Raw genomic sequence first — 19,967 nt, 5'->3', positions numbered from 1 at the left:
GAGCTGGGGTGCAGGCTATTTGCTGCCTCGGCCCCAGTTCAGACCCCAGCGGAAATGCTTGTCCATCTTGTCTCCGCCGGAGAAGTACTCGACAGCTCGCGTGATGGTCACTCCTTGAGCGCCGACCTCGATGAGCGCGATGGATGCGGTACGGAGGTTGTTCTTGGCCGAGTCCATCCGAACCTCGATGGGGGGTCCGAACTGCGACTCCACGGTCACCACGCCATCGACTGCGGCCCAGTTCGGGCTTCCCGCGTAGATGTCGGCGAACACCAGGATGCGCCGGAACACAGCAGGATTGGCGAGGTTGACAAACATGTTCTCACCGCCCGCCGAATTACCGGATCGATCGTCGGAATCCAGGTGGATGAACGGCCTGCTGTCGAGGGAGCCGAAGACACGGTCGAGCGCACCGATCCCGCCTCGGGAGCCGTCGGCCAGTTCATAGAGACACCGCAGGTCGAGGTCGACGCCCTTCTTGCGCTTGCCGAACAGCCCTCCTGACGATTCCCCCTGCGCCCAGTTCAGGTTGATCCGAATCGTGCCGCCGGACGCTCCGGGCTTGGCGAGGTTCACCGACGGCGCCTGCTTGGTCAGCGCGATCTTGCTGAGGTTCACCGCCGACGCGGCCGCTGGTGCGGGTGTCGCGGGAGGCACCGGCGCAGGGGTCGACGGTGCCTGCGAAGGTTTGGAACGCTTGGTGTAGTCGATGGCCATGGGTTGAGCCTAGGGAAATTCGGACACCCGCGCGTGCGGTCAGGTGAACGAGTACCCGGATTCGGTGAGCGCCGCGCGTACGCGTGCCTGGTGTTCGGGCCCCTTGGTCTCCAGACTCACGGTCACTTCCACCTCGCCGAGTCTCAGCTCGCCGCTGACGCGGGAGTGGATGACGTCGACCACGCTCACCCCGATGTCACGCAGCAGCTCCAACAGGGCAACCAGGCCGCCGGGACGATCCGGGACAGTCGCGGTGATCGTCAGATATCGACCGGCCGCCCGCAAGCCATGGGTGGTGACCTGCGTCAGCAGGAGCGGGTCGATGTTGCCGCCCGAAAGGACCACGCACACCTGCCCGTCGAGCCGTAGGTCGGGAATGCTGGTGATGGCAGCGACCGCTGTGGCGCCGGCCGGTTCGACCACCAGCTTGGCGCGTTCGAGTACCAGGACGAGCGCCTGGGAGATCGCCTCTTCGCTGACCGTGACCACCTCGTCGACAAGTTCGGACACATGGGCGAACGGCACTACTCCGGGTTTGGCCACGGCGATACCGTCAGCCATCGTGTTCATCGACGTCGCCTTGACGGGGCCACCCTGGGCCAGCGAATCCGGCCACGCAGCAGCGGCCGCCGCCTGCACCCCGATGACCCGGATGGCGCGGTTGTGCAGCTTGATCGCGGCTGCGACGCCGGCGAGCAGACCGCCACCACCCAACGGCACCAGCACTGTTCCCACATCGGGCATCTGTTCGAGCACCTCGATGCCGACGGTGGCCTGCCCGGCCACGATGTCCGGATGATCGAACGGGTGGATCAGCACGGCCCCCGTCTCGTCGGCGAAAGCAATTGCGGCATCCAGACTTTCGTCGACCGTGGCACCGTGCAGCATGACGTCTGCGCCATACGCCCTGGTGGCCGCCACCTTCGGGAGCGACGCTCCCGTGGGCATGAAGACGGTCGACGAGATTCCCAGCGTGCCCGCGGACCAGGCGACCCCTTGGGCATGATTGCCCGCACTGGCCGCGACCACACCCCGTGCCCGCTGCTCCTCGTCGAGCCCGGCGATCCGCAGATACGCACCCCGGGGTTTGAATGATCCGGTGCGCTGCAGGTTTTCGCATTTCAACCAGACATCATGACCACAACGTTCGGACAGCGCCCGCGACGCAACCACCGGAGTCCGGCGCATCACCGGTGCCAGCAGTTGCACCGCCCGGTCGATGTGGGCCAGGTCCACCAGCGGCTGTGCACTCATCAGACCATCATGCTTCAGTTTTGGCGCGCTGGCGCGCGCGTGGCGCGCGGCCGTTCTCGCGTCGTCTTCCCTCGTCTTCGCATCGCTGGCGCTCGCTCATCCTCAGTCCAGACGACGCGGGCCGCACGCCGGTATTCGCACCGCTTCGCTCGCTCACCCCAAGCGAACGAGCGAAGCGATGTTCAAACTGTGAGTGGCCCCGCGTGCTCTGGACAGAGGAGCGACGGAGCGCAGCGACTGAGTCGACGAAGGAAGAGCACGCGACCTGGGGACCACTCACCCGCGAGCGAAGCGAGCCAGACCAGCACAGCGAGCAGACTAACCCAGCGCGTTCTCGAGGTCTCCGATCAAGTCACCGATGTCTTCGATCCCGACCGACAGGCGGACGAGGTCGGCGGGAACCTCGAGCAGTGAGCCGGCGGTGGAGGCGTGGGTCATCGCGGCGGGGTGTTCGATGAGGGATTCGATGCCGCCGAGTGACTCGGCGAGGGTGAACACCTCGGTGCGGTCGCAGAACTGTTGTGCTGCTTCCGATCCGCCGGAAACGCGCACCGAGATCATGCCACCGAATCTGGTCATCTGCTTGGCGGCGGCCTTGTGTCCGGGGTGGTTGGGAAGGCCCGGGTACAGCACTGAGTCGATCTTGGGATGGGAGCTGAGGAACTCCACGAGCTTTTCGGCGTTGTCGCTGTGCCGATCCATCCGGACGCCGAGTGTCTTGATGCCCCGCATGGTGAGGTAGGCGTCGAACGGTCCCGGAACTGCTCCGGCGCCGTTCTGCAGGAAGGCGATGTCGACGTCGAGCTGTTCGTCGTCGGTGACCAGTGCGCCGCCTACCACGTCCGAGTGCCCGCCCATGTATTTGGTGGTCGAGTGCAGCACCACGTCGGCGCCGAGTGTCAGCGGTCGCTGAAGGTAGGGCGACGCGAAGGTGTTGTCCACCACCAGTTTTGTCTTCGCTTCGTGGGCCACTGCGGCGAGCGCCTCGATGTCACCGATGTTCAGCAACGGGTTGGTGGGTGTCTCGACCCAGACGAGTTTGGTGTTGGGTCGGATCGCGGCACGCACGGCGTCGACGTCGGTGACCGGCGCGACCGAGTACTCGATGCCCCATTGGCTGAACACCTTGTCGATCAACCGGAACGTGCCGCCGTAGGCGTCGTTGGGGATCACCAGGTGGTCGCCGGGACGCAGCGTTGCACGCAGGAGGGCATCGGTGGCGGCCATGCCCGAGGCGAAGGCCCGGCCGAAGCTGCCCTCTTCCAGGGCCGCGATGTTGGCCTCGAGTGCCTGACGGGTGGGGTTGCCCGTACGCGCGTATTCGAAGCCGCCGCGCATGCCTCCGACACCGTCCTGGGCGAAGGTCGAACTGGCGTAGATCGGTACGTTGACCGCACCTGTCGCCGGGTCGGGTTCGTAACCGGCGTGGATCGCCTTGGTGGAGAATCCCTGCCAGTTGTGCGAGTCGGTCTTGCTGCGCTGCTCACTCATGACATCCAGGGTAGAGCCCGGCCCGCCCGGCCTGCAGTTCGGCCGATGCGAACCGGTTTCCGCCCTGGGTGACCTGGTCTGGCTAGCCGATCGAGCTGACGAAGGCCAGCAGGTCGTGCCGGGTGATGACGCCGATCGGTTTGCCGTCTTCGACGACCATCAGGGCATCGGTGTCGCTGAGCGCTTTTGTGGCCGCCGACACCGGTTCGCCCGAGCCGATCAGGGGGAACGGCTCACCCATATGAGCGCTGACCGGATCGGCGAGGTTTGCCCGGCCCTCGAACACGGCGCTGAGGAGTTCGCGTTCACTGACCGCGCCGGCGACCTCGCCGGCCATGATCGGTGGCTCGGCCCCGACGACGGGCATCTGCGACACCTCGTACTCGCGCAGGATCTCGATGGCGTCACGCAGCGTCTCGGACGGGTGGGTGTGCACCAGGTCGGGCAGCGCTCCCGACTTGCCGCGCAGCACGTCGCCGACAAGCGGTTCCTTCTTGGCGTTGCCGTCGAGCGGGGTGCGCAGGAAGCCGTAGCTGCTCATCCACCTGTCGTTGAAGATCTTGCCCATGTAGCCACGTCCACCGTCGGGCAGCAGCACCACCACAAGCGCGTCCGGGCCCTCACGTTCGGCGACCTGGAGTGCGGCGACAACCGCCATGCCGCAGGAGCCACCGACGAGCAGTCCCTCTTCGCGGGCGAGCCGCCGGGTCATCTCAAAAGAGTCCGCATCGGAGACCGCGATGATCTCGTCGGGGATCGCCGGGTCGTAGGCGGTGGGCCAGAAGTCCTCACCGACACCTTCGACGAGATAGGGACGACCGGTGCCGCCCGAGTACACCGATCCCTCGGGGTCGGCGCCGATGATCTTGACCTTCCCGCCGGACACCTCTTTGAGGTAGCGGCCGGTGCCCGTGATGGTTCCGCCGGTGCCCACGCCTGCGACGAAGTGGGTGATCTTGCCGTCGGTGTCGTTCCAGATCTCGGGGCCGGTGGTCTCGTAGTGACTTTCCGGTCCTGCCGGATTGGCGTACTGGTTGGGCTTCCACGCGCCTTCGATTTCCCTGGTGAGGCGATCGGAGACGTTGTAATAGCTGTCGGGGTGCTCGGGCGGAACCGCAGTCGGGCACACCACGACCTCGGCCCCGTAGGCACGCAACACGTTCCGTTTGTCTTCGCCGACCTTGTCGGGGCACACGAACACGCAGTGGTAGCCCCGCTGCTGGGCAACCAGGGCGAGCCCCACGCCGGTGTTGCCGGAGGTCGGCTCCACGATGGTGCCTCCGGGCTTCAACTCGCCCGACGCCTCGGCGGCGTCGATCATCTTGACGGCGATGCGGTCTTTGGAGCTACCGCCTGGGTTGAGGTACTCGATCTTGGCGGCGACCAGGCCAGATCCCGGTTGGACAACCGAGTTCAGCCGGACCAGAGGTGTGTTCCCGATCAGATCGACGACGTGACTTGCGATGCGCATGACTCCATGGTCCCAGACGCGTTCGATTATGTTGGAGCTGTGTCCGGATCAAGGCAGCGGATGATTCGCGACCTCGCAGCAACCGCGGCCGCCACGGCGGGTACGGCAGGTGCAGGGTGGGGTGCGTGGACCTTCCTCAACGGCCAGGCGCGAGCAGCGCGCACAGTCATCCCGCACCGCACCGACAACGCACCCAACGGCGACGGGATCTATGGCCCCGACGGTGCCGGACCGATCCGTTTCCGGCGAAGCGAACCGTTTGATCTGCACCTGATGATCTTCGGCGACTCGACGGCGGCCGGTCTCGGCGCCGAGGTCGCCGACGAGACACCCGGCGTCCAGTTGACGCGAATGCTCGCCGACGAGACGGGTCGGCGTATCCGGTTGAGTACCAAGGCGATCGTCGGTGCGACGTCGCGTGGGCTGTCCGGTCAGGTGGACGCCATGCTCATCGCCGGCCCGCCGCCCGACGTCGCGGTGATCTTCATCGGGGCCAACGACGTCACCAGCACCAGCGGGATCCGCGCGTCGGCGAAACGGCTGGGTTCAGCGGTACGGCGGCTGCGCGATGCGGGCGCGCATGTGGTGGTCGGCACATGTCCCGACCTCGGTGTGGTCGCGATGATCCCGCAGCCGTTGCGCACGGTGATCCGCCAGTGGGGCCTGCGTCTGGCCGCGGCGCAGGCCGTCGAGACCACCGCCGCCGGCGGCAAGCCGGTGCCCCTCGCCGATCTCCTTGCCCGCGAGTTCTTGGCCGCGCCCGATCGGATGCTGTCGGCCGACAACTATCACCCGTCGGCAGCGGGATACGAGCTGGCCGCGCGCACTCTGCTGCCCGCCGTCCTCGCGGCCGTCGGCGAATGGGGCAGCGGGCCGCTACCGGACCCACCCGAGGTCTCCGCGATCGCGGAGGACAACCGGTGGAGCCGCCGGATGCGCGAGTACGTGGAACGCGCTGCCCGGCATCGTTGATCTCAGCGAGCGGTCAGGTCCCGGCATGCGCGTTCTCCAGCTGGCGTAACGTTCGATCAGAAACCCTTAAACACTTGCGTGTTCAACTTGATTCGACAGGGAGTCCATATGCCAGAAGCAGTCATCGTCGCCACCGCCCGTTCACCGATCGGACGCGCGAACAAAGGGTCACTGAAAGATCTGCGGCCCGACGAGATGGCCCGCCAGATGATCGAAGCCGTACTCAACAAGGTGCCATCGCTCGACCGCGCAGACATCGATGATCTGCACTTGGGCAGCGGGCAGCCCGCAGGGCAGGCCGGTTTCAACATCGCCCGTTCCGTTGCCGTGCAACTCGGCCTCGACCACGTTCCCGGCGTCACGGTGAACCGCTACTGCTCGTCGTCGCTGCAGACCACCCGCATGGCGTTCCACGCCATCAAGGCGGGCGAGGGCGACGTGTTCATCTCCGGCGGTGTGGAGAGCGTGTCGAGCTTCGCCACCGGCAGCGCCGATGGCTGGCCCGACACCAAGAACCCGATGTTCGCCGAAGCGATGGAACGCACCGACAAGGCCACGGCGGCGGCGCAGGCACATGGAGTGATCCGCGTGAACAAGGCCTGATCCCCGACGTCTACATCCCGATGGGCCAGACAGCCGAGAACGTCGCCACCTTCACGGGCATCTCACGTGAAGATCAGGATCACTGGGGCGTGCGCAGCCAGAACCGTGCCGAGGAAGCCATCAAGTCGGGCTTCTTCGAACGCGAGATCGAGCCGCTCACCCTCGCCGACGGCACCAAGGTGACCACCGACGACGGTCCCCGAGCCGGCACCACGTACGAGAAGATCAGTCAGCTCAAGCCGGTTTTCCGTCCCGACGGCACCATCACGGCCGGCAACGCGTGTCCGCTCAATGACGGCGCTGCCGCGCTGGTGGTCATGAGCGACACCAAGGCCAAGGAACTCGGCCTCACCCCGCTGGCCCGCATCGTCTCCACCGCAGCCACAGGCCTCTCCCCCGAGATCATGGGCCTGGGACCGATCGAGGCCGTGCGCAAGGCGCTGAAGTACGCCGGACTGGGCATCGGCGACATCGATCTGTTCGAGATCAACGAAGCCTTCGCGGTCCAGGTCCTCGGCTCGGCCAACGAGCTCGGCATCGACCACGACAAGCTGAACGTCTCAGGCGGCGCGATCGCCCTCGGCCACCCGTTCGGCATGACCGGTGCCCGCATCACCGCGACGCTGCTCAACAACCTCAGCACACAGGACAAGAGCCTGGGTGTGGAGACCATGTGCGTCGGCGGCGGACAGGGCATGGCAATGGTGCTCGAACGTCTCAGCTGATCACTCTGCAGACACAAAGAGCCCCGCGACCGGTGGTCGCGGGGCTCTTTGTGGTTCTGGTCGCCGAAGCGCTCTCGAACTAGTCCGAGTTGAAGTAGCTCAGCAGGCGCAGGATCTCGACGTACAGCCACACCAAGGTGACGGTGAGTCCGAGAGCGATGCCCCAGGCCGCCTTTTCCGGTGCGCCCGAACGGATCAGCTGATCCGCGGCGTCGAAGTCGATCAGGAAGCTGAATGCCGCGAGCGCGATGCACACGAGCGAGAAGATGATCGCGATCGGTCCGCCGTCACGAAGGCCCAGTCCGTCGCCACCGTTGAAGAACCCGATGACGAGGTTGCCGAGGATCAGGACGAGCACGCCGATCAGGCCCGCGAAGATCATCCGGGTGAACCGCGGGGTGACACGGATGGCGCCGGTCTTGTAGACGATCAGCATGCCGCCGAAGACACCGAATGTCGCGAGTACCGCCTGGCCGATCAGGACACCGGCGCTGACGTCGCCGGCAACAACCCAGTTGGCGAAGACAAACGACACCGTACCGACGAACAGACCTTCGAGCAGCGCGTAACTGAGCACGATGGCCGGATTGTCTTGCTTACGACCGAATGTCGCGACGAGGACGAGACCGAGGCCACCCAGCGCGCCGATCAGCATCAGCGGCATCGCCAATGCTTCGTTCTGACTGGCCAGGAAGTACGAGACGGCCGCAGAGAGGATGAGGACACCGAGGGTGGCGGCTGTCTTCATCACGACGTCGTCGATGGTCAGGGTTCGCGATCCGACCTGCTGCCCTGGACGGGCGAACGGATCGGCAGGCGGCTGCCCCGTCTGCTGATTCCACATCGCGCCCTGGCCGGCGCCGGCTGCACCAGCGCCAAAGCCGGCGTAGCCGCCGGGTCCCTGGTTGCTGCGCACTACTCCACGCATCACCGGATTGCTGCTTTCACGCACCGTTTTGGTCCCTTCATCAAGTGATCCCACTTATGCACGCTCAACGAGCGGCGTGGCTATCGAGTTCCGACTTTACCTTCTCTTGAACTTCGGTGCAGTCGACTCCCCTGTGGGATCAGCTGCCGGGCCGAAAAGTCGGCTCAGAGCATCGATCTGGTCAGCCCCACCGGCTGTGACCGCCATCGGCGGGGATTGTCACACCGCTGAGATACGCCGCATCCGTGCCGCACAGGAACACCGCGATACGACCGATGTCCTGCTCGGCATCACCGATTCGGCCCAGCGGGATGCTCTTGACAAACGCTTCGGCCTCCTCTGGGTATGTCTCGGTCCACCACTGCAACGAGGGCGTCATGGCATGCGGCGCAATGGCGTTGACGCGGATGTTGTCCTTACCCCATTCGCAGCCCGCCGCCCGGGTCAACGAGCGCGTCGCCTCCTTGACGGCGGCATAGGGTCCATATGTGGCCATGTCCCAGCGGACCGCCGAGGACGTCACCAGGTTGATCACCGATCCCCCACCTCTGGCAACCATCAGCGGATGACAGGCCTTCATCAACCGCAACACGGCGAGCGGTCCGGTTCGGAAGAACCTGGTGAAGTCGTCGTCGGACACGTCGAGTAGCGGGATCGGCATAGCGTCGTTGGCGTTGTTCACCAGGATGTCCACCCCGCCCAACCGTTCTGCGCACGCCTCGACGATGGTGGAGCAATCGTCGGCCTCGCTGACGTTGCCCACCAGGTACTCTGCCCGCACACCGTTGGCTTGCAGTTTCTCGGCGGCCGCGGCCAACGGCTTCTCGTGACGGCCGCAGATGAAGATGTCGGCACCTTCCTTGCTCAGTGCCGAAGCGATGCCGAAGCCCACCCCTTTGCCGCCGCCGGTGATCAATGCAACCTTGCCGTCCAGAACTCCCATGCAGCAGACACTAGCGAAACTAGAACACGTTCACCCCGTGAATGGAGTCACGAATCGGGACCTCGGCGGCTTCGCTGTTCGACGATGAAGTCGCGGATCTTCGTGGGCCCGACGTCTCCACCGATCAAGTCCTTGGTGGCCCGTCCGAGGCACACAGATGTCAGGACCCGTTCGGCGAGTTCGTAATCGTCGCCGATCGCAATGTAAGGCTTTGCGATCATCAACGCGGCGACTCCGTGTGCGGCGGTCCACAACTCGAGCACCACAGGGGTCGGGTCGCCCTTGTCGACAAACCCCTCGTCCATCAAACGCTCGATCGTCTCGGCAAAATGAACAAAAGCCGATTGCCCGAGAACGGCATCGGCATCGGTGCCCTCGGCGCAGACCTTCATGGTCGCCACCCGGTACAGTTCCGCGTTCTCGACCGCAAAACGCACATAGGCCATCCCCTGCGCATGTGCCGCTTCCCAGCTGTCCTCGTGCTCGGCACCGGCAGCCCGCATCACTTCGTCCAGTCGGGTGAAGTACTGCGCGACCACTTCGTCGATCAGTGTGTCCTTGTCGGCGAAGTGGATGTAGATCGAAGGCGGAGTGACCCCCACCCGATTGGCGACAGCACGGATCGAGACCGCTGACTCGTCTCCACTCTCGAGAAGCAATTCGGTTGCAGCGGTGAGGATCTCCGCGCGCAGTTGCTCACCCGAGCCGCGAGGGGACCTGCGGCGCCTCAGTCGCTCGACTGTCATGGCCACCTTCCTCACTCAGACCGAACCTGTCATGGAACTTGCGCAGGGGCGCCGGTGCCCACCAGTTTGCCCGACCGGCAATCTTCATGAATGCAGGAACGAGGAACATGCGGATCAACGTCGCGTCCATCAAGACCGCCAGCGCGAGACCGACACCGAACATCCGCATGAAAGACACCTGCGAGAAGGCGATTCCGGCAAAAACGATGGCCATCAGCAGCGCGGCGGCCGTCACAACCCGGCCGGTTCGTGCCAGGCCGTACGCGACCGCGTGGTCGTTGTCCGCCCTTGTCCTGCCGGACTTGAGCCACTCTTCCCGTATCCGCGACAGCAAGAACACCTCGTAGTCCATCGACAACCCGAAAGCGATGCAGAACATGAGTACGGGCATGTTGGCGATCAGCGTGCCGGTGGTGGTGCTTCCGAGCCCTCCGAGATTGCCGTCCTGGAAGATCCAGACCATCGCGCCGAATGTCGCCGTCAGCGAGAACACGTTGAGCACCAGCGCTTTCACCGGTAGCAGCACCGAACCGGTGAGCAGGAACAACAGGATGAACGTCGTCACGACGATGACAACGAACACCTCGGGGAGGTGGTCGATGATGCTGTTGACGTTGTCGATGTTCTGCTGTGCCAGACCGCTGAACAACGTCTCGGCGGGTGCAGGCACCTCACGAAGCGCGTCGAGCTGGTCCTGACCGCGTTCGGAGAACGGATCGACAGTCGAGGAGACGGTGAGATAGGCGGCGTTGTCGGCGGTCATGTCGTTGCCACCGTTGCCCACCCGTTGTCCGTCGACGAACGTTCCGACCGGGGTGGTGACCGCGGTGACGTCGGCCACCTGGGAGAGGTCCTGGCCATACCGCGACATCGTGGGCTCGTCGAGGTCGCGGGCCTCCGGGATCACGATGTTGACGGACGCGGATGCGTTCTGTGAATAGTCTTCTCGCAGTTCGTCGCCGAGTACGCGCGCGGACGCCGACTCCGGGAGCACACGGTCGTCCGGGTAGCCGAACTTGATGCCGAGGAACGGGGCACCCAGGACGAGGAGCAACGCGACGACGGCCAACCCGACCGGGACGGCATGACGCAGGACAAACTGTGTGGAGCGGTACCACATCGACTCTTCGGGTTCGGGCACATGCGGTTCGTCTCGGCCGAAAAGCCTTCGGATGGGCCTGCGCACATCGAGTGAGTCGATGCGCGGGCCGAGTACCGCGATGAGTGCCGGTGCCACCACAAGCGCGGCGCCGGCGGCCAGCGCCACCACGGCCAGTCCCGCATAGGCGAACGACCGCAGGAAGTACATCGGGAAGATCGCCATCGCAGCGAGCGAAAAGGCCACTGTCACAGCGGAGAACAGAACTGTGCGGCCTGCCGTAGCGACCGTGACGACAAGAGCGTCATCCCGGTCCCGTCCAGCCTGCACTTCTTCTCGGTAGCGGTTGATGATCAAGAGCGTGTAGTCGATGGCCAGCGCGAGCCCCATGGCCGTCGTCAGATTGAGGGCGAAGACGGACACGTCGGCGAAGAGTGTGAATCCTCGCAGTACAGCGGTGGTTCCGATGATCGCGAAGATACCGATCGCCAGCGGTAGCACTGCCGCGGTGAGTCCTCCGAACACCCAGATGAGAAGCAGAAAACTGATCGGGATCGCCACCGCTTCAGCGACGAACAGGTCACGGCTGGTCTGTTCGTTGACCTGCGAGTAGACCATCGCCTGCCCACCGACGAGAACGTCGATCCCGGGGAACTGGCTGGTGAAAGACGGGGCGCTGAAACGCTCTTCGATTTTCTTGCCGTTGCCGGCAGCGTCCTTGTCGCCCCCCGCGACCGTGAACGTGATCAGACCGGACGTGCGGTCTTCGGAGATGAGCGCTGCTGCTGCTTCCGGATTGTTCCACGCCGAGATGATCGGTCTCTCCACGAAACTCAACGACTCGAGTTCGCGCTCCACGGCGTCCGCCGCGGTCCGCGCAGTATCGCTGTCGGAGATGTTGGGTGTGCCCGGCTCGTGCAGGCGGATGACCACCTGCAGCCCCCCGCGCTCGAAGGTGTCGCTCATCACCTCAATCGCCTTGGCCGATTCGGAGTCCGGGTCCTGGAAACCGCCGGCGGCCAGATGGCCGGACACCGACGAGCCGAGGACCCCGCAGATGATGAGCAACAGCAGCGCTCCGGCCAGGACGCGCTTCGGGGCGGCGATGACGCCACGGGCCAACGAGGACAACACGGCAGATCCTTTCGAGTCATTCTCAAGTGATCGCCGTTAAGTTATCAGCACTATCTTAGGGGGTCAATGCCATTTACCAGCGCTAATGATTGAGAACCCGTCTGCAACCCATGCCCGACGAGAGCACGGGCACTACGCAACCGAATCCCCGTGGGCGATCTGTTGAGCGTCCATGCCCAGGCCCCACATGACAACCCGCATCTCGCGCCGGACCACCCGATCCTCGTCGCCGAGCAGCCCGATCACCCGTGCCACCTCGCGGGCGCGAACCGCCGGTCTGGCCACATCGACGAGGTGATGCAACGGCGTGCGGCGAAGGCCCATCTTTCCCGCGGAGGGTTTGTCCATCCAGCGCGTCGAGATCGATGAAAACGACACGGACAACATGGGCCGCAGCACCGAAGTCATCATCGTGGCCAACGGACCCGGCATCAACGGGATGTCGATCCGGTAGCCTTCCCGCAGCAACGCCCGGGTCAAGGTCTTCGACGCCTCGTCTGGTTCGAGGTCGAATTGTGCTCCCACATCGAACAATTCGTTGGCGGCGCCAAAGTTGTTGGGAAGCAGTTGCTCATCCACCCCGATGACCCAGCCGATCCAGCGCCACAGATGCGCGATCGCTTCGTGCTCGGCTGCCGAGTACTGGATGCCGAGATCGCGGGCGACTTTCATCGGCAAGGCCAGGAAGCCGCCACCGATCGTCAGGGCGCTGTACGTCTGACTGATCGGGACTCCCCACTCGGCCACATCCCAGCCACCCTCGGTCACCAGGTGGTGTCGGACCATAGCGTGGACCAAACGGATCCGGAGAGTCTGCGCCCAACCTGCGTTGCCGGGCAGCATCTGACCCGGTGCCGTGGCCAGCGCGATCCAGCGACCGGTGCCCAGCACGCGGTCGTAGGTGTGCTCCTCGAATCGGCCGGTGGCCGCGAGCGGCCGGACGAATCCGCGCGCTTGGTAACCGTAGATCAACGACTGGTAGAGCGTGCTGGACTGAAGGGTTCCGAACTTCCACCACGCTCGACCACCCGCTTGAGCGACGGCCGAGTCGAACCACGGCGGCGGCGTCGACGCAGCATCGAGCAGAGCCCGCAAACAGTGCGGCGCGTCGTCGATCAGACCGAGCGGATCGTCCAGGATTCGCAGGATGTCTCGCCAACCGTAGTCATCAAGAGCAAGCATCTCGTCGATCACATCGTCTGCCAGAGGATCACCGACATGCAGCCCGGCTTCGAGCCGATCTACGAGGTCAGGGTGCCGTTCGCGGACGACGTCCCAATTCGCTGCGCCTGTGATCTCCGATGCACCCATAGGTCATGGTGTATTTAAAGGCGCCCGTGGTCAACCCTTGGCGACTTCTCCGGCTTCATCGGTCTCGATCGGCAGCTCGACCTCGGGCAGTTGCACCCGTTCGCCGCCCACACCGGCAAACCCGGCCCAGATCAATTCGGTGATGTGATCGACGAGTTCGGCGCGATCCATGGTCGGCGTTTTGCTCCACCAATCCACGGCGGTCCAGATGGCTCCGACCAGGGCACGCGCCCACGGCCCGGACGCCCGGGTGTCGGCCCCGAGCTGTGCCAGGGCGATGTCCAGAACCTTCTCGATGAACCCGGTGACCTCGGCCGAACCGACGCCGACCTGCATGCGTGGTGCCAGAACAGCCGCGAGCTTGCTGTTGTCCTCCATCCACCGGGCGAGGATGTCGATCACCGACCGCGTCTGTTCCTTGGGGTCGTGCAGGGTGTTCACCATGGTCCCGACCTCTAAGACGAGGTTCTGGGTGTGTCTCTGCGCGAGTGCGGCCAGGAGATCGCTGCGATCGGCGAACGCGGCGTACACGGCCGAGCGGGTCAGACCAGCTCGTTTCGCGACACCGGCGAGACCGAAGTCGACCCCGTTTTCGATGATTTCCGCCTCAGCGGCATCAAGCAATTCCTCACGCCGTGCCCCAGGATCGACACCGGGGCCAGGCGGTCGGCCGCGACTGCGTCGAGTTGATCCGTCAGACATGCCGTTCAGTTTGCCACTTTCCTTGCCTCACATAGTTGCCCGAGGTCAATTACGGCGATTCGTCACATGCCCGCGGCGAGTGAGCCGGCCGTCACCGTCCACTTGCGCAGGTCGAAACAGCTTGTCTCGCAGGTCAGCTCCTGGGCCGCCGATCGCTCGGCAGCGTGCAGACCGGCTTCCGGCCCAACTCGGCCGGGGGCCCCGCGGCGGCCCTGAGCTTCCGTGAGATTCTGGTCTCGCCCGGGTCCTGTGTCCGGGAACGCCCCCATAGCCCAATCGGCAGAGGCACCGGACTTAAAATCCGTCAAGTGTCGGTTCGAATCCGACTGGGGGCACCCTATTCCTTGGTGATGAACCCCTTGGACACCATCCAGTCGCGCGCCACGATGCTCGGATCCCGGCCATCGACATCGACCTGCTTGTTCAGATCGGTGATCACCTCGTTGGTGAGTGCCGCGGTGACCGGAGCGGTCACCGGGGCGATCTCGGGATGCTTCTCGAAGAAGCTCTCCTTCATCGTCACCGACGGGTTGTAGTGCGGGAAGAACTGCTTGTCGTCGGTGAGAACAACCAGGCCCAGACCGGCGATACGACCGTCCGTGGTGAACACCTCACCGAATTTGCACTGGCTGCCCGTCGACGTCGCCTGGTAGATGATGCCCACCTGCAGGATCGGGGTCTGAGCCTGAGCCGGGTCGAAACCGTAGGCGGCGGCCATGCCGGGGAAGCCGTCCTGACGGGCGCGGAACTCGGTGTCGACACACGTCGCCGCGGCCGCCGGATCGCGTTTGACGAGCTCGGCGTAGTCGGACAGTGTCGCCACACCGGTCTCGTCGACGACCTTCTTGCTGGCGGCCAGCGCATAGGTGTCGTCCATCGGACCGGGTTCGAGCCAGATCATGTCGTTGGCCGCGAGGTCCTCATCCCGAACGGCTTCGAACTGCTCGCGCGTATCGGCGATGGGCTTCTCGTGCCCGAGATAGTTGATCCACGCGTTGCCGGTGAACTCGTACGCCACATCCACCTGACCCGCCAACTGCGCGTCCCGCGTGCTGCGCGACCCCACGATGCCGGTCATGTCCCGCACGTCGGCGCCCGCTGCCACGAGGGTGAACTCGAGGATGTATCCCAGGATCACCTGCTCGGTGTACTCCTTCGATCCCACGGTGATCTTGACGCCCTTGAGTCCCTCGTTCTCCGTGATCGAACCCGGGCCCACCTTCAGCGGGACCGCGCCGCCCGACGACAGGCCACAGGCCCCCAGGACTACCGCACACACCAGCGCGAAGATGATCGACGGGAAGAGACGGCGAAACCCACGCGCCGAACGAGGCGTTGTGGTCATCCGCGCACCCCTTTCGGTCCGAGGTAGTGCTCGGCCAAGGCGCCGAGCCAGTCGACGAGGAGTGCCAGACAGACCGCGAGGACACTGCCGAGGATCAGGGTGACGTTGTCGCGGAGTTTGTATCCGGTGTCGATCAGCACTCCGAGCCCCCCGGCATTGACGAGGAAACAGAGTGTCGCAGTTCCGACGGCCAGCACCAGTGACGTCCGCAGGCCGGCGAGGATGTACGGCACCGCCAGCGGCAGTTCCACCCGAAAGAGAATCGACGACGGGGACATACCCTGTCCCTGACCCGCGTCGATGAGCGACTTGTTCACCTGGTCGATGCCGAGGATCGTGCTGCTGAACACCGGGAGCAATGAGTACACCGCGATCGGCAGTACGCCGATCCAGAAGCCGGTCTCACCTGTCCACAGGAAGAGCAGCACAAGCAGACCGACTGCCGGAGCTGCCTGCCCGATGTTCGCCACCCCGATGAACGGCGGACGAAGCAGTCGCGCGCGCCCGCGGGTGACCAGAATGCCCAGCGGAACTCCCACCACGACCACGATGAGTGTCACTGTGATGGTGATCAGCAGGTGCTGCCACACCAGTGTCGTCACGTTGCCGGCGCTGATGTTCACCTTCTGCGTGGCCGTCAGGTCGCGGCTGAACGCCCAGAAGATGACGGCGGCTGCGACGATGACCACAAGGATGGGTTGGATGATCAGGCGGAGCTTGTCCGCCACGCTGATGGAGGGCGCCGGCGCCTCGACGGCAGTGGTCATCGCGCGGCGTCCGACGAGCCCGCGGCGCCTGGGGCGTCCGAATCGGTGTGGGCGCCATCGGCCGGCGCTTTGCGGAGGTTGGTGATGGTCGTGATGAGCGTTTCGAGGGTCACCACCCCCTGGTATCGACTACCTGCTCCGGTGACCACCGCGGAGGCGTGATCCTCGGCCAGCATTGCCTCGAGTGCATCCTGCAAGGTGGCCTGGACGCTGATCCACTCGTTGAGCGGTTCGGCGAACTCTTCGACGGTGCGGGCCTGCTGGAGACGGTTCTCCCGCACCCAGCTCACCGGCCGCTCGCGGTTGTCGAGAATGACAGCCCAATCATGTTCACTCGCTGCGAGTTCGGATCGCAGCGTGTCGACGGCCTCCCCGACGTGCGCGGTGGGCCGGGTCTCGAGGTCGATGTCTTTGACCCGGACAAGACCCAGCTGCCGCAGCGAAGCCCCGGTTCCCACAAAACCGGCGACGGTGTCGTCGGCGGGATTGGCCAAGATGGCCTGAGGGGTGTCGTACTGCAGGATCTTCGACTGCTGACCCAGCACCGCGATGCGGTCGCCCAGTTTGACCGCCTCGCTGAAGTCGTGTGTCACGAAGACGATCGTCTTACCCAATTCGCTTTGCAGACGCAGCAGTTCGTCCTGCAGCGAACTGCGGGTGATCGGGTCGACGGCGCCGAAGGGCTCGTCCATGAGGAGGACGGGTGGGTCTGCCGCCAGCGCACGGGCGACGCCGACCCGCTGCTGCTGGCCGCCGGACAACTGCCGCGGGTACCGGCTCGCATACTGGGCCGGATCGAGTCCGACCAGGTCGAGCAACTCGTCGACACGATCGGCGATGCGCTTCTTGTCCCACTTGAGCAGTCCTGGAACGAGGCCGATGTTCTGCCGGATCGTCATGTGCGGGAAGAGGCCGGCCTGCTGGATCGAATAGCCGATCGAACGTCGCAACTCGGTGGGTTTGATCGACAACGCATCCTTGTCGCCGATCGTGATCTTTCCCGACGTGGGCTCACTGAGCCGGTTGATCATCCGCATCGTGGTGGTCTTGCCGCACCCAGACGGGCCCACGAACACCACGACGTCACCGGCCGGGATGTGCAGCGACACATCGTCCACCGCAGGTGTTTTGGACCCCGGGTAGGTCTTGGAGACATGGTCGAGCGTGATCTGCACGCCGGTCGGGTTCTCGGTACGCAGGGCCTTGGAAGCCGTGGCGGACTGTGGTGCGGCCGCTGGATGTTCTGTCACCGGATGCCTTTCGACGTTGTGAGTCGTCCGAGAAGTACGTAGAGAGCGTCGAGAACGAGGGCGAGTATGACGATCAGCAACGTGCCGCTCAGCGCCATCGGAACCGCGGTCGGGCTACCGACGCGGGCAAGACCTGCGAATATCAGGTTCCCCAGCCCCGGCCCCTTCACATACGCCGCGATCGCCAGGACGCCCATCGCCATCTGCGTGCTCAGCCGCATGCCTGCGAGGATCGCCGGCCAGACCAAGGGGAGTTCAACCCGTACGAGGGTGATCAGCCGGCCCATACCGATGCCCCGTGCCGCATCGATGAGCGCAGGCTCGATGTTGTTCATGCCGACGATGGTGTTGCGGATGATGGGCAGCAGCGAATACAGCACCAGCGCGGTGATACTCGGGATGACACCCAGCCCGACCAGCGGGATGAGTAGCCCCAACAGCGCGAACGAGGGCACGGTCAACACGGCGCTGGAGATGGATGTGGCGAGGTTGGATGCGATGTCGTTGCGGTAGGTGAGCAATCCGATCACCACTCCGATGACCGTCGCGATGACAACGCTCTGCATGACCGCACTGACGTGTTGATACGAGTCGAAGACCAATTGCGATTGGTGCGACGTGATGTAGTCCCACAACGCGTCCAAGCGATGCCCCGCTTCCCTCGGTCGTTCGGCCAACAAGCGACATCGCCGCCGTCTCGGCGGGGAGCCGCCGCGACGTGTTCGTCATTATGTTGTCCGACCACGACCGCGCCAAACATCGCTTCTCGGAAAAAGGCTCACAGCGTCCACTGCCGCTGCGGCAAACCTGCACGTGGCGGCCACCCGGTGCGGCTGAGCAAGCCTTCAAATCACGATGAGCGAAACACCTTCACCACACGCGGCTGCGCCGATCGGGCCGAAAACTGAAACGTGTTCCTTATTCTGGACTGCGGACGACGCGGTAGATGCCGTGGTCGACACGAACCGCAAGGACGGCGCCGTCATGATCATCGACGTTCCCCAGGACAAAGACCCGATCTCCTATGTATGGGGTGAGATGGTGCCCGGCATCGGAGTTGCCGCGTCCACCTTTGCGATGAAGGTGTACTCCGACAGCACCCTCGGACTCCGCGAATTCGAAGCCGCCCGACTGCGGATTGCGCAGATCAACGGATGTGTGTTCTGCCAGGATTGGCGCACCGAACGGGACGGGACGAAGGTCGAGGACTCATTCGACCAGGCGGTCACCGCGTGGCGAACCACCGACGCGTTCGACACCCGTACGCGGCTGGCCGCTGAGTATGCCGAGCGATACGCCCTCGATCACCACGGACTCGACGACGACTTCTGGAAGAGGATGACCGCCGCCTACAGCCAGGCCGAGATAGTCGTACTGAGCATGTGCCTCGGTTCATGGCTCGCCTTCGGTCGCCTCAACCGGGTGCTCGGCATCGACACCGTGTGCGTGTTGCCGGACCACTGACCGACCAACTGCGATTCAGCGCGCCCGATCTCGAATCTTCGGTGGCCCGATCCTCGGCCGACGGGTACCGTCGAACACATGAGCGAATCAAACATCCAGCAGAATCCCGAAAAGGACCCCTCCGACTGGGTCACCGGCGATGAGCCGGCCACCGGACCGCAACAGAGCTACCTCGAAACCCTGGCTCAGGAAGCCGGCGAAGAGGTCCCGGACGACCTCAACAAGGCCCAGGCCTCGGAGATGATCGACAAGCTGCAGAGCGAGACCGGCCGCGGCCAATAGCCACGAACACCGCGTTCATCAGCCCAGCCTGATGCCCGAGCGACGACGCGCGAACATTTTTCGCCCTTGCGCTATCGCTTTCGCCCAATCCGTGCAACACTATGTGCAGGGGCGTGTTCATGCGCTCTGCAGGAAAAAAGAGAGAAGTACTTTAATATGGCACAGGGAACTGTGAAATGGTTCAACGGCGAAAAAGGCTTCGGCTTCATCGCCCCCGACGGCGGTTCGGATGACGTCTTCGTTCATTACTCTGAGATCCAGGGCGGCGGCTTCCGCACCCTCGAAGAGAATCAGCGAGTCGAGTTCGAGATCGGCCAGGGCGCTAAAGGCCCGCAGGCCACCGGAGTAACCGCGATCTGAGATCGCCAGACTTCCAAAGAGTGGGTGACCAGCGAGAAATCGCCGGTCACCCACTTTTTGTCTTCACTGCCGCTGAGCTCAGCCGAGCAGACCTCTCCGGCAAGGCGTTTCGCCGTCGACACTCCCTCATGGATGTTTGACCGCGAGCGAATACGGGTACGTCATTTCTTCTTCAATGACGATTCTTTGTGCGCGGCCTTCGAACCGCTCTTTGCGGACTCGACTATCCAATAGGGTTCGTCATCACTTGCATTGAATTTTTGACCTGAAAAAGTAAAAGGCTTTGTTCTCTTCTCGACGGCTTTCCCTTCTGTCTCGCCTTGCGGGGTATTCCATGACACTGAATCGTTCTTACTGATGCTCATGTATCCGAGGGTAGCGATGCGCGGCCGGACGACGGCGC

General features: G+C 64.3%; 19 protein-coding genes, 1 tRNA gene and 1 pseudogene. 6 read left to right on the top strand and 15 right to left on the bottom strand.

Going from position 1 to position 19,967, the window contains the following annotated elements; genetic code table 11:
• Window positions 1-15 precede the first annotated feature (15 nt).
• The 4 genes from MVA47_RS12905 to MVA47_RS12890 all read right to left on the bottom strand — a co-directional run bounded on the left by MVA47_RS12905 (window position 16) and on the right by MVA47_RS12890 (window position 4,933).
• A complete protein-coding gene (locus tag MVA47_RS12905) occupies window positions 16-717 on the bottom strand; it encodes a Tellurium resistance (RefSeq protein ID WP_247208237.1) in 702 nt (233 codons plus the stop codon).
• Between the two features lie 39 nt (window positions 718-756).
• Window positions 757-1,971: a threonine ammonia-lyase gene (gene ilvA / locus MVA47_RS12900; RefSeq protein WP_247208236.1), complete on the bottom strand. Its 1,215-nt coding sequence runs from the start codon at window positions 1,969-1,971 to the stop codon at window positions 757-759.
• A 318-nt stretch (window positions 1,972-2,289) separates the two neighbouring features.
• Complete coding sequence (locus MVA47_RS12895; RefSeq protein ID WP_030170888.1) at window positions 2,290-3,462, bottom strand: cystathionine gamma-synthase; 1,173 nt, start codon at window positions 3,460-3,462, stop codon at window positions 2,290-2,292.
• Window positions 3,463-3,544: 82 nt separating this feature from the next.
• The gene (locus tag MVA47_RS12890) at window positions 3,545-4,933 is read right to left on the bottom strand and encodes a cystathionine beta-synthase (protein ID WP_023963018.1); all 1,389 of its coding nucleotides are present in this window, start codon (window positions 4,931-4,933) and stop codon (window positions 3,545-3,547) included.
• Between the two features lie 60 nt (window positions 4,934-4,993).
• Here MVA47_RS12890 and MVA47_RS12885 point away from each other — a divergent pair, with 60 nt between their 5' ends.
• Window positions 4,994-5,905, top strand: coding sequence for an SGNH/GDSL hydrolase family protein (locus MVA47_RS12885; protein ID WP_247210745.1), 912 nt, complete (start codon window positions 4,994-4,996; stop codon window positions 5,903-5,905).
• Between the two features lie 108 nt (window positions 5,906-6,013).
• Window positions 6,014-7,233 (top strand): annotated as a pseudogene (locus MVA47_RS12880) (acetyl-CoA C-acetyltransferase).
• A gap of 79 nt (window positions 7,234-7,312) precedes the next feature.
• Here the strand turns inward: MVA47_RS12880 and MVA47_RS12875 are convergent.
• The 6 genes from MVA47_RS12875 to MVA47_RS12850 all read right to left on the bottom strand — a co-directional run bounded on the left by MVA47_RS12875 (window position 7,313) and on the right by MVA47_RS12850 (window position 14,096).
• Window positions 7,313-8,185 carry a Bax inhibitor-1/YccA family protein gene (locus MVA47_RS12875; protein WP_023963012.1) on the bottom strand — a complete coding sequence of 291 codons (873 nt, stop codon included), beginning with the start codon at window positions 8,183-8,185 and terminating at the stop codon, window positions 7,313-7,315.
• A gap of 157 nt (window positions 8,186-8,342) precedes the next feature.
• The gene (locus tag MVA47_RS12870; protein ID WP_247208235.1) at window positions 8,343-9,104 is read right to left on the bottom strand and encodes an SDR family NAD(P)-dependent oxidoreductase; all 762 of its coding nucleotides are present in this window, start codon (window positions 9,102-9,104) and stop codon (window positions 8,343-8,345) included.
• Window positions 9,105-9,151: 47 nt separating this feature from the next.
• Window positions 9,152-9,850: a TetR/AcrR family transcriptional regulator gene (locus MVA47_RS12865; protein WP_247208234.1), complete on the bottom strand. Its 699-nt coding sequence runs from the start codon at window positions 9,848-9,850 to the stop codon at window positions 9,152-9,154.
• Window positions 9,801-12,083 carry an MMPL family transporter gene (locus MVA47_RS12860; RefSeq protein ID WP_247208233.1) on the bottom strand — a complete coding sequence of 761 codons (2,283 nt, stop codon included), beginning with the start codon at window positions 12,081-12,083 and terminating at the stop codon, window positions 9,801-9,803. The genes MVA47_RS12865 and MVA47_RS12860 overlap by 50 nt, the downstream gene beginning before the upstream one ends.
• 132 nt (window positions 12,084-12,215) lie before the next feature.
• Window positions 12,216-13,394 carry an oxygenase MpaB family protein gene (locus MVA47_RS12855; protein WP_247208232.1) on the bottom strand — a complete coding sequence of 393 codons (1,179 nt, stop codon included), beginning with the start codon at window positions 13,392-13,394 and terminating at the stop codon, window positions 12,216-12,218.
• A gap of 30 nt (window positions 13,395-13,424) precedes the next feature.
• Window positions 13,425-14,096 (bottom strand): TetR/AcrR family transcriptional regulator, encoded by a 672-nt coding sequence (locus tag MVA47_RS12850; RefSeq protein WP_247208231.1) that lies wholly within the window; start codon window positions 14,094-14,096, stop codon window positions 13,425-13,427.
• Between the two features lie 261 nt (window positions 14,097-14,357).
• On the opposite strand from MVA47_RS12850, the gene MVA47_RS12845 reads away from it, so the two are divergent.
• Window positions 14,358-14,431 (top strand) — tRNA-Leu (locus tag MVA47_RS12845).
• 2 nt (window positions 14,432-14,433) lie between these two features.
• Here MVA47_RS12845 and MVA47_RS12840 read toward each other — a convergent pair.
• From MVA47_RS12840 to MVA47_RS12825, 4 genes are read right to left on the bottom strand one after another with little or no spacing between them, the layout of a single operon-like run.
• Entirely contained in the window at window positions 14,434-15,441 is a 1,008-nt protein-coding gene (locus tag MVA47_RS12840; RefSeq protein ID WP_247208230.1) for a glycine betaine ABC transporter substrate-binding protein, read from the bottom strand.
• Window positions 15,438-16,208 (bottom strand): ABC transporter permease, encoded by a 771-nt coding sequence (locus MVA47_RS12835; protein ID WP_247208229.1) that lies wholly within the window; start codon window positions 16,206-16,208, stop codon window positions 15,438-15,440. Before MVA47_RS12835 ends, MVA47_RS12840 begins: the two co-directional genes overlap by 4 nt.
• Window positions 16,205-17,407: a betaine/proline/choline family ABC transporter ATP-binding protein gene (locus tag MVA47_RS12830; protein ID WP_281505238.1), complete on the bottom strand. Its 1,203-nt coding sequence runs from the start codon at window positions 17,405-17,407 to the stop codon at window positions 16,205-16,207. Before MVA47_RS12830 ends, MVA47_RS12835 begins: the two co-directional genes overlap by 4 nt.
• Before the next feature lie 47 nt (window positions 17,408-17,454).
• Window positions 17,455-18,102 (bottom strand): ABC transporter permease, encoded by a 648-nt coding sequence (locus tag MVA47_RS12825; protein WP_023962993.1) that lies wholly within the window; start codon window positions 18,100-18,102, stop codon window positions 17,455-17,457.
• Between the two features lie 340 nt (window positions 18,103-18,442).
• Here MVA47_RS12825 and MVA47_RS12820 point away from each other — a divergent pair, with 340 nt between their 5' ends.
• The 3 genes from MVA47_RS12820 (at window position 18,443) to MVA47_RS12810 (ending at window position 19,564) form a co-directional block, all read left to right on the top strand.
• Window positions 18,443-18,922 (top strand): carboxymuconolactone decarboxylase family protein, encoded by a 480-nt coding sequence (locus MVA47_RS12820; RefSeq protein ID WP_247210743.1) that lies wholly within the window; start codon window positions 18,443-18,445, stop codon window positions 18,920-18,922.
• Between the two features lie 78 nt (window positions 18,923-19,000).
• The gene (locus MVA47_RS12815; RefSeq protein WP_030170844.1) at window positions 19,001-19,204 is read left to right on the top strand and encodes a DUF3072 domain-containing protein; all 204 of its coding nucleotides are present in this window, start codon (window positions 19,001-19,003) and stop codon (window positions 19,202-19,204) included.
• A 156-nt stretch (window positions 19,205-19,360) separates the two neighbouring features.
• On the top strand, window positions 19,361-19,564 hold the full coding sequence (locus MVA47_RS12810) for a cold-shock protein (RefSeq protein ID WP_020108824.1): 204 nt from the start codon (window positions 19,361-19,363) through the stop codon (window positions 19,562-19,564).
• Window positions 19,565-19,725: 161 nt separating this feature from the next.
• On the opposite strand, the gene MVA47_RS12805 is transcribed toward MVA47_RS12810, so the two are convergent.
• Complete coding sequence (locus MVA47_RS12805) at window positions 19,726-19,929, bottom strand: DUF2945 domain-containing protein (RefSeq protein ID WP_081906863.1); 204 nt, start codon at window positions 19,927-19,929, stop codon at window positions 19,726-19,728.
• Between the last annotated feature and the right edge of the window lie 38 nt (window positions 19,930-19,967).

The sequence above is a fragment of the Williamsia sp. DF01-3 genome (assembly GCF_023051145.1).
Lineage (GTDB): Bacteria > Actinomycetota > Actinomycetes > Mycobacteriales > Mycobacteriaceae > Williamsia.
The sequence above is the reverse complement of the archived record's forward strand: the minus strand, read 5'-3'. Positions and strand labels throughout refer to the sequence as shown.

Bases quoted from the DNA above. Each gene is read 5' to 3' on its own strand.
- MVA47_RS12835 (WP_247208229.1), bottom strand. From the start codon at position 16,208: ATGACCACTGCCGTCGAGGCGCCGGCGCCCTCCATCAGCGTGGCGGAC.
- MVA47_RS12890 (WP_023963018.1), bottom strand. From the start codon at position 4,933: ATGCGCATCGCAAGTCACGTCGTCGATCTGATCGGGAACACACCTCTG.
- MVA47_RS12815 (WP_030170844.1), top strand. From the start codon at position 19,001: ATGAGCGAATCAAACATCCAGCAGAATCCCGAAAAGGACCCCTCCGAC.
- MVA47_RS12885 (WP_247210745.1), top strand. From the start codon at position 4,994: ATGATTCGCGACCTCGCAGCAACCGCGGCCGCCACGGCGGGTACGGCA.
- MVA47_RS12810 (WP_020108824.1), top strand. From the start codon at position 19,361: ATGGCACAGGGAACTGTGAAATGGTTCAACGGCGAAAAAGGCTTCGGC.
- MVA47_RS12840 (WP_247208230.1), bottom strand. From the start codon at position 15,441: ATGACCACAACGCCTCGTTCGGCGCGTGGGTTTCGCCGTCTCTTCCCG.
- MVA47_RS12865 (WP_247208234.1), bottom strand. From the start codon at position 9,850: ATGACAGTCGAGCGACTGAGGCGCCGCAGGTCCCCTCGCGGCTCGGGT.
- MVA47_RS12870 (WP_247208235.1), bottom strand. From the start codon at position 9,104: ATGGGAGTTCTGGACGGCAAGGTTGCATTGATCACCGGCGGCGGCAAA.
- ilvA (WP_247208236.1), bottom strand. From the start codon at position 1,971: ATGAGTGCACAGCCGCTGGTGGACCTGGCCCACATCGACCGGGCGGTG.
- MVA47_RS12850 (WP_247208231.1), bottom strand. From the start codon at position 14,096: ATGTCTGACGGATCAACTCGACGCAGTCGCGGCCGACCGCCTGGCCCC.
- MVA47_RS12895 (WP_030170888.1), bottom strand. From the start codon at position 3,462: ATGAGTGAGCAGCGCAGCAAGACCGACTCGCACAACTGGCAGGGATTC.
- MVA47_RS12905 (WP_247208237.1), bottom strand. From the start codon at position 717: ATGGCCATCGACTACACCAAGCGTTCCAAACCTTCGCAGGCACCGTCG.
- MVA47_RS12820 (WP_247210743.1), top strand. From the start codon at position 18,443: ATGATCATCGACGTTCCCCAGGACAAAGACCCGATCTCCTATGTATGG.
- MVA47_RS12805 (WP_081906863.1), bottom strand. From the start codon at position 19,929: ATGAGCATCAGTAAGAACGATTCAGTGTCATGGAATACCCCGCAAGGC.
- MVA47_RS12855 (WP_247208232.1), bottom strand. From the start codon at position 13,394: ATGGGTGCATCGGAGATCACAGGCGCAGCGAATTGGGACGTCGTCCGC.